Here is a 14153-nt window from a genome sequence, read left to right as displayed (position 1 = left end):
AATAACTGTGACCATCATTCCGGACACCCACCACGACCTGCTGGAGCGGCCGCTCTTCGCCCATCTGGCGACCATCCGGCCCGGCGGGCAGCCGCAGGTGAATCCCATGTGGTTTTCCTGGGACGGCGAGTTCCTCTATTTCACGAACACGACTGTCCGGCACAAGTACCGGAACGTGACGGCCAATCCGAACGTGGCCGTCTCCATCAACGACCCGGACCAGCCGTACCGGTATCTTGAAATCCGCGGGGTGGTGGAACGCATCGACCCGGACTCAGCCGGGACGTTCTTCATGACGCTGGCCGACCGCTATGCGATGGCGCTGGACGGGCCGCCGCCGGACGCCCAGTACCGGGTCGTCTACGTCGTCCGGCCCACGGGCAGCAGCAGCCAGTAACGTCTCACGGCACGAGGACGTCCGCCAGCGAGCAGATCGCCGCGCCTGCGCGCGCGAGCTCATCGAGCGCCCGGGTGTGCTCCGCCATCGTCACGCTCGCGGTGGCATCGGACACGACAGTAACGTCGAAGCCCGACGCCACCGCCGTGCCGGCGGTGGCGGACACGCCGTGCGCGGTGGACAGCCCCGCGATCACCAGGCTGGTGCGGCCCTGTTCACGCAGCAGCTCGGCCAGGCTGGTGCCCGCGAAGGCGTCCAGGCCGTCCTTGGTGACGAGAAGGTCGCCGGGCTGCGGCGCCAAGGCGGCGACGAGTTGGTTCGGCGCGGCCTGGGGCCCACCATCGCGGCCGTCGGCACGCAAATAGCGCACGATCACCGTCTTCGCCGTCGTTTCGGTCAGGCCGGTACGCAGCCGGGCGCAGGCGTCGACGACCTGCGTGCCCGAGATCGGCGCCCACGGCATGTCGACGATCCAGTGCTGTAGATCCACCAGCACCAGGGCTGTCGCCTCGCCGCGCCAGTTACCGGGCATCGCCGCCGCCTCCACGCGTGACCCATCGGAATTTCAGACACGCGCACGCTAGCAGAGAGGCGCAGATGGAACGGTTTGTGCGGACACGAGACGATCTTATGATATGGACCGAGAGTTTCGGCAGGCCAGCGGATCCCGCGATTCTGCTCGTGATGGGAGGTCCCGCCCAGGGGATCGCCTGGCCCGACGCGCTCTGCCGGAGGCTGGCCGATTCCGGGTACCTGGTGGTTCGTTACGACCATCGGGACGTCGGGTTGTCCACGAAGACCGATTTCAGGGTTTCCTGCTACGACCTGTCCACCCTGGCCGGTGACGCGGCGGACGTGATCACCGGGCTGGGACTGGCCTCCGCGCACGTGGTGGGCCAATCCGCGGGCGGAATCGTGGCCCAGCTGCTCGCGCTGGACGAGCCGAGCCTGGTCCGTTCTCTGGTCCTGCTGTCCTGCTCCCCGGATGCCAACGGCGACGTCCACCTGCCGCCACGCACCGGCCTGCCCGGTCCGGGGCAGCCGCTGCTCGACCACGTCGCCGGGATGACCGACGACCCGCCGACGACCCGGGCGGCGCGCGTCGCGGCGGCGGTGCGCGGCTGGCGCGTGTTCGTCGGGACCGGCGCTCCGTTCAGCGAGACCTACTGGCGGGACCTGGTGGAGCGCTCGATGCGACGCGAGGCGGGCTCGGACCTCGGCGGCAACCATCTGCGGGCACTGGACCGCACGCCGCCGCTGACCGCGAGGATTGGCGCGATCCAGGTGCCGACCCTGGTGGTGCACGGCCGGCGCGACGACGTGTTCCCCCTCGCGCACGGAGAGGCGCTGGCCGGCGCGATCGCAGCCGCGCGGCTGATGGTCCTCGACGACCTGGGCCACATCTTCCCCCCGCAGTGGTGCCCGTTGGTACACGGGCTCGTGACGCGTCATCTCCGCGAGGCCGAGGCCGCCGCGCGTCCCGCCGGTCGGGTGCGCTCACCCGGCGTCAATTGGACGTCCGACCAGTGGGGGACGACGGGCGCGGAGGTCCCGCCCGCGGCCCTCTGATCACGCCGGCCCTCGACCCCCCGGAGCTCTGCGTGCACCCCATTCTGTCCGTACGCTCCGCGCTCGGACTTCTCGCCGTGGCGGTACTTCTTCTTGCCGGGTGCGGTCCCGGCACCTCCGCGGTTCCCGCGAGCGGCGGTCGACCCGTGCGCGGGGGAACCCTGAACTACGCCGTCGACGCGGAGCCGACCTGCTTCGACATCCACGCCAGTCAGCAGGACGTCACCGCGGCCATGCTGCGCAACGTCTTCGATTCGCTCGTCGCTCAGGATGACGCCGGTCGTTTCCACCCCTGGCTGGCGACGTCCTGGGACATCACTGACGGCCTGCGTACCTACACCTTTCATCTGCGCCACGGCGTGACCTTCACCGACGGCAGCGCCTTCGACGCGGCGGCGGTGCGGGCCAACTTCGCGCACATCGTCGCGAAACAGACCAGGTCGCAGTACGCCGCGAGCCTGCTCGGCCCGTACGCCGGCACCGACGTCGTCGACCCGCACACCGTGCGGGTACGTTTCAGCCGGCCGTTCGCCCCGTTCCTCCAGGCTGCCAGCACCACCTATCTCGGCTTCTACTCGCCGAAGATCCTCGCCGCCGACGCTGGTGAGCTGTGCGCCGGCGGGCCGCGGGCGGTTGGTACCGGGCCGTTCTCCTTCACCAGTCATACCAGGGGCCAGCGCGTCGTCCTGACCAGGAATCCCGCCTATGACTGGGCGCCCGCGACCGCGCAGCACTCCGGCCCCGCCTACCTCGACCGGATCGTCATCCGTGTCCTGAAGGAGAACTCCCTCCGGGTCGGCGCGCTGACCAGCGGGCAGGTCGACGTCGCCGCCGCCGTGCCACCGGTGGACGCGCGGTCCGTCGGCGCCGACCGCAAGCTGCGGCTGCTGCGCAAGGACGTGCCGGGAATCCCATACAGCCTCTACCTGAACACGTCGCTGGCGCCTTTCACCGACCGCCGGGTGCGCATCGCGATCCAGCGGGGAATCGACGTCGACCGGGATGTCGGCGCCGTGTACTTCGGTCAGTACCGGCGAGCCTGGGGCCCGCTGACAGACGTCACTCCCTCCTACGACGCGACCGTCAGGCAGAGTTGGCCCTACGACCCGGTCAAGGCCGGTCAGCTACTGGACGAGGCCGGTTGGGCCAGGCACGACGGCGCTGGGTTCCGCGTGCGCGACGGCCGGCGGCTGAGCATCTCCTGGCCGGTCGTGCCGACCTATTTGCGCGACCAGCGTGATGTGCTCGGCCAGGCGATCCAGGCCGATCTGCGGAAGCTGGGTGTGGAGATCACCCGTCCCAGCCTCGACGTCGGCACCTACCTGGCGCTTTCCTACGGCAACAAGGCGCAGATGCTGGACTTCAGCTGGAGCCGTGCTGATCCGGATGTGCTGCGGCTGTTCTTCAACTCCGCCAGCTCCCCGGCGTCGGGCGGGCAGAACATGGCGCGGCTGGCCGACGCGGAGGTGGACCGGCTGACGGTCGCCGGCGCGGAGAGCCTGGACCGGACGGCCCGCGACGACCTGTACGGGCGGGTCCAGCACGACGTGCTCGCCAGCGCGGCTACGGTTCCGCTCTACGCGCCCAGCTCGATCCTGGGTGTGGCCCGGCGGGTCGCCGGCGTCGGCGTCGACCCGAACGCCTGGCCGCTCTTCTTCGACGCCTGGCGCGTCTCCCGGTAGCGCGGCGGATGTCCGGAGGCGACATGCATGTCTGCGAGCAGGCGCCGGCGACGGGGGAGTGCGGCCCGGCTCCCGGGCCCGAACCGGCACGTCGACGGGCCGTCCTGCGACAGTTGCTGCGGCGGCTGCTCTCCGGTGCCGCAGTACTGCTGGGCGCGGTCACGCTCACCTTCACCGCGTTGCAACTGGCACCGGGCGATCCGGTGGCGGTCCTGCTCGGACCGGGCACGTCCGCGTCGCCGCAGGTGCGGGCGGAGATCCGGGCGGAGTACGGTCTCGACGACCCGGCGCCGCTGCGCTACGCCCACTATCTCGGCCGTCTCGCCCGCGGCGACCTGGGCACTTCGTATCAGCTCCAGCAGCCGGTCAGCCAGCTGATCGGGGATCAGCTGCGACCCACGGCCGAACTCGCGGCCGCGGCGCTGGCGCTCACGGTCCTGATCGGGGTGGTCATCGCAGTCGCGACCGCGGGCCGCCGGCCGGGACTGCGCGCCGCTGCGCTGGCCTGGGAGTCACTGGCCCTGTCGGTGCCCACGTTCTGGCTGGGCATCGTACTGGTGAGTGTGTTCTCCTTCCAGTTGCGGATCCTCCCCGGGGCGGGGGACCAAGGGGCAGCCAGCCTGGTGCTGCCGTCGCTGACCCTAGCCACGCCGGGCGCCGGAGCGCTTTCTCGGGCGCTGCGGGAAGGCCTGGAGGCCGCCCTCGCGCAGCCGTTCGCCACCGCCGCGCGTGCCCGCGGCCTGAGCCCGACCGGCGTCACAATGCGGCACGCCCTGCGCCATGCCGCCGCAAGCGCGCTCAACCTTGGCGGTTGGCTGGTCGGGACGCTGCTCGCCGGAACCGTCCTCATCGAGACGGTCTTCGCCCGGCCGGGGCTCGGCTCGTTGACCGTCCAGGCCGTCACGGACCGGGACATGCCCGTGGTGATGGGCATCGTCCTCACGTCGGCCCTGGTCGCGACCGTCGTCTTCACCATCGTGGATCTGATGCAACGCGTCCTCGACCCGCGGCTTCGGGTCGAGGCGGTGGACCGGTGACCGACGTCGTGGTGGCGTCGCCGACGCTGCCGGACCGGTCCGTGAGGCGTTTCGTCGCCGGCGCGCCGACGATCGTGCTCACTGGCACCCTCCTGCTGGTTGTCCTAGCGGTGACGGTACCGGGGATCTTCACGGACGTCTCGCCGACCGCCGTCGACCCGTCGGCCGCGTTGGCAGCACCAAGCGGTGCGCACTGGTTCGGGACCGACCAGCTCGGGCGGGACGTGTTCACCCGGGTGCTGCACGGTGCCCGCGGGTCCCTGCTGCTCGGCTTCGGGACCGTCGTGCTGGCCGTCTGGATCGGCTCGGCTCTGGGCCTCGCGGCGGCGCTCGGCGGACGCCTCGTCGACCTGGTGTTCACCCGGGTGATGGCGGTGATGATCGCCATCCCTCCGCTGCTGCTGGCCCTCCTGGTCATCGCGGTCCTCGGGCCCGGCAGCGGCAGGACCATGATCGCCATGGTGGCGGCGCTGACGCCGCTGTACGGGCGGCTCGTCCGCGCCGAGGCGATGGTCGCGCGCCGGTCGGGCTACGTTGAGGCCGCCCGCGCGCTCGGCGTCGGCCGGACGGCCGTGGTCGTGCGCCACGTGCTGCCGAACGTGCTCGGTCCGACGCTGGCGCTGGCGACCGTAGAGGTCGGCTCGGCCATCGTGTACGTGGCGGGGCTGAGCTTCCTCGGGCTGGGTCCGAGGCCCCCTTCCCCGCAGTGGGGTCTGATGCTGGCCGAAGGCCGGGACTATCTGCGGTCCGCGTGGTGGGTCGGCGTGTGCCCGGGGGCGGTGCTCGCGCTGACCGTGCTCGCTTTCCAGGCCGCCGCCCGCCGGGCTCAGGAGCGGCTCGCCCGGCGTGGCGCCGGATGAGCCCGAACGTGGCCGCCGCCGAGCCGGCCCTGGTCGTCGAGCGGCTGGACGTGACGTTCCGGGACGGCGCCGCTGGCGTGCGGGCGGTGCGGGACGTGTCCCTCGCCGTCCGTCCCGGCGAGTGTCTCGCGGTCGTGGGCGAGTCCGGGGCGGGCAAGAGCGTCCTCGCCCGGACGCTGATCGGACTGGCCGGGAGCGGTGCGACGGTCCGCGCCGGCCGGCTGCAGCTGCGGGGCGTGGATCTGGCCGCCCTGACCGAGCCGGGGTGGCGGGCGCTGCGGGGCCGCCGGATCGGGCTGGTGGCCCAGGACGCGTCGGCCTCCCTGGATCCACTGCGGACGGTGGGAGCGGAGGTGGCCGAGCCCCTGCGCGTCCACCGGATCGTGGCCGGTCGCGACGTCCGCAAGCAGGTCGTGACGACGCTCGGGCAGGTGGGGGTGCCGGAGCCGGCTCGGCGCGCCGGTCAGTACCCGCACCAACTTTCCGGCGGACTGCGCCAGCGGGCCCTGATCGCCTCAACGGTCGCGGCCGGACCCGACCTGCTGCTGGCCGACGAACCCACGACCGCGTTGGACGCCGCCTCCCGGAAGCGGATCGTCGAGGTGCTGCGCGGTCTGGTGCGCGGCGGAGTCGCCCTGCTGCTGATCAGCCACGATCTCACCACGGTGGCGGCCGTCGCCGATCGGGTCGCGGTCATGTACGAGGGACGGATCGTCGAGCAGGGACCCACCGCCGACGTACTGGGCCGTCCACGGCATCCATACACCTGTGCGTTGCTCGCGGCGGCCCCCTCGCGGCAGTCCCGGGGCACCAAGCTGTCCCCGGACCTTCCCCGCCGTCCGCCGGCCGGGCCGGACGGCTGCCCGTACGCGGTCCGCTGCCCAGGCGCCGACCACAGGTGCCGCGAGCAACTGCCGGACCCCGGTCACCCGGGCCCCGAGCCCGGCGTCCTGTGCTGGCGGCCGGGGACGGAACCGGAGCGGGGTGGGTCGGGGCGGGTGGTCGCCCCGCTCCGTCGGGACAGCGCCGAGGTGCTCGTCGAAGCCAACGGTGTCACCAGACGTTTCCGCGATCCCGACGGGAGGTGGCGCGACGCCGTCCGGGCCGTGACGTTCGAGCTTCGCGCCGCCGAGACACTCGGTGTCATCGGCGGGTCCGGTTCCGGCAAGACCACGCTGGCCCGCACCGTGCTCGGCCTGCTCGAACCGGACGAGGGCACGGTCCGGTTCGCCGGCGCGCCCTGGGTCGCGGCCGGCTCGGCGGGCCGGGTGCGCGAACGTGACCGCAGACCGCGGCGGCACCGGATCCAGGCCGTCCACCAGGACTGTCTGACCTCGTTCGACCCGCGTCACACCGTCGAGCGGATCGTCGGCGAGGCCGTGCGCGATCCAGGTCGGGGCCGGGCGCGACGAGATCGGATCGTCGCCCTCCTCGACCAGGTGGGGCTGTCCGCCGACCTGTTGCGGCGTCATCCTCGCGAGCTGTCCGGCGGGCAGCGCCAGCGGCTGGCGATCGCGCGCGCCCTCGCGCCGTCCCCTGAGGTCCTCGTCTGCGACGAACCGGTGTCCGCCCTCGACCTGACCGTGCAGGCCCAGATCCTCGACCTGCTGGCGGTCCTGCGCCACGAGCTCGGCCTGGCGCTGCTGTTCATCTCCCACGACATCGCGGTGATCCGGCACGTCAGCGATCGCGTCCTGGTGATGAAGGACGGGTGGGTGGTCGAGAGCGGGGAGGCGGAGCAGGTGTTGGAGCGCCCCGCGCACCCGTATACCCGGCAGCTGCTGGCTGCGGCCCGCGCCTGATGGCGGCGCGGGCCGCCCGCATCCGGCCGAGATCCGCCCTACAGGCCCATAGCGATGCCACCGCCGACCGGCAGGACGGCGCCGGTGACGTAGCTCGCCTCGTCGCTGGCGAGGAATCGGATGGCGGCCACGACCTCGGCCACGGTCCCCAGCCGGCGCAGCGGGGTCATCTGCATCAGCTCCTGTCTGCGCCGCTCGGTGAGCGGCTTGGTCATGTCGGTGTCGATGATTCCCGGTGCCACCACGTTGACGGTGATGTCGCGGTTCCCGAGCTCCCACACGACGGACCGCGCCAAGCCGAGGAGGGCGGACTTGGACGCGGCATAGTTGCTCTGCCCGGGAGAGCCGAGGAAGCCGAGCGCCGACGACACACACACCACCCGCCCCCGCCGGGCCGGAAGCATGCTGGCGACGGCGGCCCGGACGGCCCGGAACGTCCCGGTCAGGTTCGTGTCGACCACGCTCTCGAACTTTTCGTCGGACATCCGCAGCAGCGGGACGTCGGTGGTGATGCCGGCGTTGGCGACGAGTACCTCGACTGTGCCGTGTGCCTCCTCCGCCTCGCGCAACGCACGCTCGATGTCGCCCGGCACCGTGACGTCCGCGCGCAGACCGAGGACGCCCTCCGGAGCGGCCCCCGAACGGCAGGCGACGGCGACCCGGTCGCCTGCCTCGGCGAACGACTGCGCGGTGGCCAGGCCGATGCCCCGGTTCCCGCCCGTGATGAAGATCGATCGGCCCATCGCGTTCTCCTCTCGGGCCTGCGGCGCCGCCGCCGCGCCCGTCATCGCCCTGTCCAGCGGGGGTCGTGCCCAGCTGGATTGGTATCCGGCTGGGATCGTGTGCGGCTGATGGAGTTCAGGCGTCGGTGCGGTGGCTGGCGGGAACCGGGCAGGTAGTCATGGTTCCCGCCGCGATGACGGCGTCGTTCTGCCAGAAGGACACGGCGAACGTGTGCGTGTCGACCGGTTCCTCGTGCTGGAGGACTGCCGCCACGGTGGTCGTCACATCCAGTTCGGCGAAGCGGGTGAAGGCCAGGTCGAAGGCGATGACGGTGGCCGCCGTGGCGGGCAGACCGAGCAGGCTCGCCCCGGACCACAGACACAGCTGTCGGGCCGCTTCGGTGAGCACCATGCCGGGGAAGTGGTCAAGTGCGTGGTCGAACATGCTGCGGTTGTCGACGGGCACCCGAATGGTGGCGGTGGCGTCGTCACCGGACTGGACGGGATCCACCAGGATGGTGTTGACCCTGCTGGCACGGCCGACTGCGGCCGGCGCGATCGTCGTGGGTGTGGACCGGAGGTCGTCGGACGTCTGCGGCGGGCTTCCCCGGCGAAGCGCCCGCAGGTGTTCGTAGGCGGAGTCGGGCAGGTAGCCCACCTCGATGTGCGTGTCGCCGATGGCGCCGCCGTCCAGGGAGAGTTCGATGTCGTAGGCCAACGACCGACTCGTCGGCCGGTCGCCGATGAGGGGGCGCGTACCGACCGCCATGGTCAGCTCGGCGGGGCCCCGGGGGCGGCTGGCGAACAGCCCCGGCAGCCGCATGGACCACGACCGCAGGACGAACCTGGTCTCCCGCGTCACGCCGAAATGCACGTGGGCGCCATAGGTCTCAGCCTGACGTGAGCATTCCAGCAGGAGCAGCGGATCCACCGCGCCGTGCCGGACGTGGTCGGTGAAGTACGCGTGCGACGACGGCAGTTGTGCGGCGGCCCGGTAGGATGCCGCACCGGTGGGCACGGTGTCGGTCAGGAACACCTCGGAAAGCGCGTGACGGTGGATGAGGGAACGGTCGACCGTCCGCATGAAGTGCAGCTCGCGGGGATCGTTCTCAGGGTAGGCGATCTCAATGGCAGCCGGCATCTACGGATCCTTCGTTTGGGTCCTGCGCGGGATGTCCTCCCGCTGGTCAATGCGCCTTCCTCGGGTCGGTATTCGCGTGTTCTCGGAGCATTCCCCTGCGCAGGAAAAAACTATCTCGACCGCCCTTTCGTGCCGCTGACGGCTGGCTGGCGGTCAACACCGTCGGGACGCCATCGGCGGGACCGTGTTGGCATGTCAGACGAGCGCTGCGCAGACAGACACCGATCGGAAAACGGGGAAGGTAAAGCTCGCCGGGACCGCGCGCCCGGGCGGTATCGGGCACGCGATCCCTGCGATGCTCTAGGACGCTGCGTTCCGGAGGAGATCAGTGGCCTGATGAGAATCTGAGAGACCCGCGACCACGGCCAGAATTCTCTTCGCCGCGGCCGTGCCCAGAAGCTGCCCGGTGGCCTCCGAGATGGCGAGTGCGCGTTGTGCACACTCGGTGGCCCGTTGATACTCCTGCTGCTCGGCGTACATCTGTCCGAGGTCCACCAGGATCCTGCGCTGGGTGATCCGGTTGGTGCCGGCCACCAGGGCGAGGGCGTCCGTGGCATGCCGCTCCGCGGCGGCGGGCCGGCCGAGGTGGCCGTCCGCGAGCGCCATCCGGGCGAGCGAGTATGCCTTCCCATCGGTGTTGTCGATGGCATCCGCACGTTCGAATGCCAGCCGCGCGTATGGGAGGGCCGCCGCCCAGTCGCCGCGCTCGGCGTGGATCGCCGACATGGTGCAGAGGGTCTCCGCCTCGAAGGTCCGGTCGCCGCACTCCTGGAAGGCGACCAGCGCCTGCTCGGCGAACTCGAGCGCGGCCTGGTCGTCGCCGACATCGTGGTGCACCAGCGCGAGCCCGTAGAGCGAGATGCTCCGGTCGTAGAAGGAGTCGATACGCGTGGAGACCTCAAGAGCTTCGGAGAAGCAGGACTTCGCCTCCTCCGGATCTCCCAGCGCCTGCCGAACCAGGCCCAGGTTCCGCAGGCTGTACGAGGTGAGGTGATGTAGCCCGAGTTCGCTGGCGACACGCAACGACGACGTGATGCAGGTGGTGGCCGCGGCCATGTCGCCCTGCGCCCAGTGGATCTGGCCGAGCAGTCCGAGTGCGGCTGCCTCGGTCCGCGGGGAACCGACCTTCCGGGCGATCGCCAGGGCCTCCTGCCCGATGCGCTCGGCCTGGTCGACCTGGCTGAGACTCAGATGGGCGAGACTGAGGTTGTTCAGGATGGCGGCCACCTCCTCGGGCATGCCGAGATCGGTGTGCAGGGCGATGCTCTCGGTGAGATGGGTTATCGCCTGGCGATAGTCGCCGAGCGTGTTATACAGGTTGGCCAGACTGCGGTGCATCGCGGCCATCCCGATTTTGTCGTCGCTCCGGCCCGCCGCAATCAGTCCTCCGTGCGCCGCCTCCAACCATTCGGTCCGGTATCTTCCGGTCCAGAAGAACCCGCGGAGCGCATCGGACAGATGCCAGGTCAGGTAGCCTGAACGGGAGTTGTCGAGCGCTCGGACGCAGGCCATGATGTTGCGCCACTCCGCTAGCAGCCAGGCCATCGCCTGGCTCTCATCGACGAATTTCGGCGCCTGGATCACGGAGCGAATCTCCGGGGGTGGAGGGAGCCGGAGGAACTCCACGTGCAGGATATCCACCGCGTTCCTCGTGCCGACCAGATACCACAGGCCGAGACGGTCCACCGCCGCCGCACGTTCCTGGTCGGTGAACTGGTCGCCCGCCCGCTCGTAAGCGTATTCCCGCAGCAGGTCGTGAAACTGGTACCGGCCGGGCACCTGCTGCTGCAACAGGTTCGCCACCGTGAGCCGGTTCAACGAGTTGCGGGTCTGGGCCGTGCTGATGTCCGCCAGCACGGCGACGGCACTGGCCGAGAAGTCGGGCCCGGGGAAGAGCCCGGCGAGGCCGAACAACCGGCGCTCGTCCGGCCCGACCGAGTCGTAGGACAGCGCGAAGGCGTTGGACACCGCGAGGACAGGGTCGTCGTCCACGGTGAGCGCCGCCAGCCGGTTGCCCGTGCGCAGGCTCTCCACGTACTCGCCGGCCTGGCCGCCCGGAAAGGTGACCAGGTTGGCGGCGGCGATGCGCAGGGCGAGCGGGAGATACGCGCACAGCGTCGCCACTTCCGGCACCAGGGCGGGATCCACCTGGATAGCTGCGTTGCGCAACATGCCCTCGACGAGTTCGTGGGACTCCTCGGGGCTCAGGGTGCTTACCTGGACGACCTGCGCGCCCAGGCTGGCGACCAGGCCACGTAGATGCCCCCGGCTGGTGATGATGACGGAGCAACCGGCGTCGCCGGGCAGCAACGGCATCACCTGGTCGATGCTTGACGCGTTGTCGAGCACCACCAGCATGCGTCGGCCGGCGACCTTCGACCGAAACAGGTTGGCCTGCTCTGCCAGCTCGACCGGGATCTGGCCCGGCGGAACACCGAGGCTACGGAGGAACTGGGGCAGCACATGCTCCGGAGTGAGCGGCGGATCCTGGCCGAGCCGCTCGTGGCTGCGCAGGTTGACATAAAGCTGACCATCCGGGAACGACGGCCGCAGCCGGTGGCCGAGACTCACCGCCAGCGCCGTCTTGCCGACTCCGGGCGGCCCGGACAACACCACGACCGGTACGCTCGGCCGCGTTCCAAACGGACGCAGGGCCGCGGTGAGCTGGTCCATCAGCGCCTGCCGGCCGACGAACCCGATCGCGTCGGCGGGGAGCTGGGCCGGTACCGTGGACCGCGTCGCCGGGTCCGGTGCGGACCGGTCCGGCAGGAGGAGCTCCGGGTCGGACTCGAGGATCCGGCCGTGCAGGTCCCGCAGGCCACTGCCGGGCTCGATGCCGAGCTCGTCCACCAGCATCGTGCGTACCTGCTGGTAGACGTCCAGCGCCTCGGCCTGCCGGCCGGCCCGGTAGAGGGCGAGCATCAGCAGCTCCCAGAACTTCTCCCGATAGGGATTGTCGATGGCCGCGAGGCGGATCTCCCGGACCATCTGGGCGGCTCGGTCCAGGCCTACCTCGAGCTCGAAGCGGAGCTCCAGCGCGGTCAGTCGCTCCTCCTCCAGCGCTGCGGCCTTGTCTCGGCGCAGGGACTCGGAGGGCACGTCGGCCAACGCGGGGCCACGCCAGATCGCCAGCGCGTTGGTCAGCAGCATCGCCCGTGCCTCCGGGTCCGTCGTCTCCTCGGCCTCCCTGACCAGCCGGCGGAACCGGTGCAGGTCCAGGTCGGCCGTCCCGAGGTTGAGGCGGTAGCCGCTGCTGACGGTGCTCAGCAACCCAGGGTCGTCCAGGAGCTGACGGAGCCGCCGAACGTAGGTGTGCAGTGCTCCTCGTGGGTTCGCCGGCTGCTGGTCATCCCACAGCCAGTCGATCAGCCGGTTGGTGCCGACGACGCTGCCCGCGTCCAGCAGGAGTGAGGTCAACAGGGTGCGGAGCTTTCCGGACCCAATTGAGATCGTCTCGCCTTCGAGAGTGATCTCCAGCGGACCCAGAACTTTGAATGCGCTGGTGCTGTCCACCATGCTCGTGGGCTCCTGCCTCGACCCGGTCATCAGTTTTCCGGCCTCGCCTCGCTGAAGGGGCAGGCTCCTCCTGTGGATGGTCGCGGTCCGGGCTGGCGGACCTGAAGGGGAGCTGCGGACGAGGTTGCAATCGGTGGCTTTCCGCTCGAGGGCGGGCGGGCCTGACGGCTCGACGGCGACAACCAAGGCGCCTGGCCGGCGTCGGGAGAGTCGCAGAGAGTGTTCCAGAATTCCTTTCGCTGGCTAATTTGATGATAAGCACGTTAGTCAAACTTTCGTCACCGTGTCGTATCCCTGACAGGAATCTCGCGCGCACGCCGTCGGGGTCGACAGGTGCCCAGAATACCCTGCTGCCCGGCGCTTCCGGGATGCGGAAGAATGTGATCTTAGGGGTGTCGGATCCTATCACGCCGCTCTCGGCCAGATGTGGGAAGAAGTGTGGCAGATCTCCCGCTCGTGGCAGTTGGGGTCGAGGTCGAACTGGTTTGCCGCCCATACATCGGCGGAACTGGTTGATCCTGCTGGTCACAGGGATCGCCCCGGGCCGCCGCGAACGCCGGCCTGGCCAGTGGCAACCGCCGCGCCGGATTGCATCTCGACCGTGCGGGGTTCGTTTTCCCCGGCACCAGACCGGCGATTTCCCTGCCGTGCGCGGTCGGCCGCTCGCGCCGGCGTGCGCGCGCTTCTCAGCCGGGGCGAGGCATCGCGGCAGTCGGGCGATGAACTGCGGATTTATCAGTGTGACGCCCGCCCCCGCGGCCGGCGGTCGGCTCGATCCCAACTATGATGATTATTTCCGGGCCGGCAGTCGCCGTGTCGGGTTGGAGTTCGCGCCTGGTTCTGTTGATGTCGAGGGCTACCGACAGCATTTCCGCGTTCCCCGCGAGCCTCTTTCCGCACGTGTCGCCCCTTCGCATGCGAAGCGAGCCCGCCCTCGTCCACGGGCCCGCGAGTCGCCGCCTCACGCCCCTCGCCCTGCAGGCTATCGCCAGCAGCAGGCGCCCCGTACTCGGACACTTTCAGCAACCAGCGAGGCAAGATCGAGAAATGATCATCCGCGGTTCGGCACCGTCGCGGTACCACCAGGACGAGTTGTCGATCTCCACGGCGATCCGGACGCCAGGACGGCCCAGGTCAGATGGTGTGGGCCGGCAGGGACTCGAACCCTGAAACCGCCGGTGGGAAGCCGGGGAGTGCGTAGACGCCCGGGGAGAGCTGGACCACCAGGCCGTCGTCGACCAGGCCGGCGAGGGCCCGGGCGCGTTGGACCGGTTCGTCCCAGACCTGGTCGAGCAGCTCCGCGCCGACCGCATGGTCGGCGTCGCGCAGGACGGCGAGCAGCCGGCCGCGGACCTGGCGGTCGGTGCCCGCGTACCCCTGCGGGCGCCGCGCCGGTCCCGTGCCGGCCAGGCTGCCCGCCTCCACCC

General features: G+C 70.5%; 10 protein-coding genes and 1 pseudogene. 6 read left to right on the top strand and 5 right to left on the bottom strand.

Features of this window, described 5'->3' with window-relative positions:
* The first annotated feature begins 7 nt into the window (after positions 1-7).
* Complete coding sequence (locus tag MXD58_RS01060; protein ID WP_248838163.1) at positions 8-397, top strand: PPOX class F420-dependent oxidoreductase; 390 nt, start codon at positions 8-10, stop codon at positions 395-397.
* Between the two features lie 4 nt (positions 398-401).
* Here MXD58_RS01060 and MXD58_RS01055 read toward each other — a convergent pair whose 3' ends face one another.
* Positions 402-929 (bottom strand): cysteine hydrolase family protein, encoded by a 528-nt coding sequence (locus MXD58_RS01055; RefSeq protein WP_248838162.1) that lies wholly within the window; start codon positions 927-929, stop codon positions 402-404.
* A 98-nt stretch (positions 930-1027) separates the two neighbouring features.
* Between MXD58_RS01055 and MXD58_RS01050 the strand changes: the two genes are divergently transcribed.
* The 5 genes from MXD58_RS01050 to MXD58_RS01030 all read left to right on the top strand — a co-directional run bounded on the left by MXD58_RS01050 (position 1028) and on the right by MXD58_RS01030 (position 7347).
* Positions 1028-1966, top strand: coding sequence for an alpha/beta fold hydrolase (locus MXD58_RS01050; RefSeq protein WP_250608979.1), 939 nt, complete (start codon positions 1028-1030; stop codon positions 1964-1966).
* Positions 1967-2112: 146 nt separating this feature from the next.
* Entirely contained in the window at positions 2113-3648 is a 1536-nt protein-coding gene (locus MXD58_RS01045) for an ABC transporter substrate-binding protein (protein ID WP_248838160.1), read from the top strand.
* Positions 3649-3671: 23 nt separating this feature from the next.
* A complete protein-coding gene (locus MXD58_RS01040) occupies positions 3672-4685 on the top strand; it encodes an ABC transporter permease (protein WP_248838159.1) in 1014 nt (337 codons plus the stop codon).
* Positions 4682-5545 carry an ABC transporter permease gene (locus tag MXD58_RS01035; protein WP_248838158.1) on the top strand — a complete coding sequence of 288 codons (864 nt, stop codon included), beginning with the start codon at positions 4682-4684 and terminating at the stop codon, positions 5543-5545. The genes MXD58_RS01040 and MXD58_RS01035 overlap by 4 nt, the downstream gene beginning before the upstream one ends.
* Positions 5542-7347 (top strand): dipeptide ABC transporter ATP-binding protein, encoded by a 1806-nt coding sequence (locus MXD58_RS01030; RefSeq protein WP_248838157.1) that lies wholly within the window; start codon positions 5542-5544, stop codon positions 7345-7347. Before MXD58_RS01035 ends, MXD58_RS01030 begins: the two co-directional genes overlap by 4 nt.
* 38 nt (positions 7348-7385) lie before the next feature.
* On the opposite strand, the gene fabG is transcribed toward MXD58_RS01030, so the two are convergent.
* The 4 genes and pseudogenes from fabG to MXD58_RS01010 all read right to left on the bottom strand — a co-directional run.
* Positions 7386-8135: a 3-oxoacyl-ACP reductase FabG gene (gene fabG, locus MXD58_RS01025; protein ID WP_518476910.1), complete on the bottom strand. Its 750-nt coding sequence runs from the start codon at positions 8133-8135 to the stop codon at positions 7386-7388.
* A 70-nt stretch (positions 8136-8205) separates the two neighbouring features.
* Positions 8206-9210, bottom strand: coding sequence for an AfsA-related hotdog domain-containing protein (locus MXD58_RS01020; RefSeq protein WP_248838156.1), 1005 nt, complete (start codon positions 9208-9210; stop codon positions 8206-8208).
* Between the two features lie 300 nt (positions 9211-9510).
* Positions 9511-12726, bottom strand: a complete 3216-nt coding sequence (locus MXD58_RS01015) for an AfsR/SARP family transcriptional regulator (protein ID WP_248838155.1) — start codon at positions 12724-12726, stop codon at positions 9511-9513.
* Positions 12727-13860: 1134 nt separating this feature from the next.
* Positions 13861-14153: pseudogene (locus tag MXD58_RS01010) on the bottom strand (hypothetical protein); the annotation flags it as partial.

It is taken from the genome of Frankia sp. AgKG'84/4, from assembly GCF_023242965.2.
GTDB lineage: Bacteria > Actinomycetota > Actinomycetes > Frankiales > Frankiaceae > Frankia.
The sequence above is the reverse complement of the archived record's forward strand: the minus strand, read 5'-3'. Positions and strand labels throughout refer to the sequence as shown.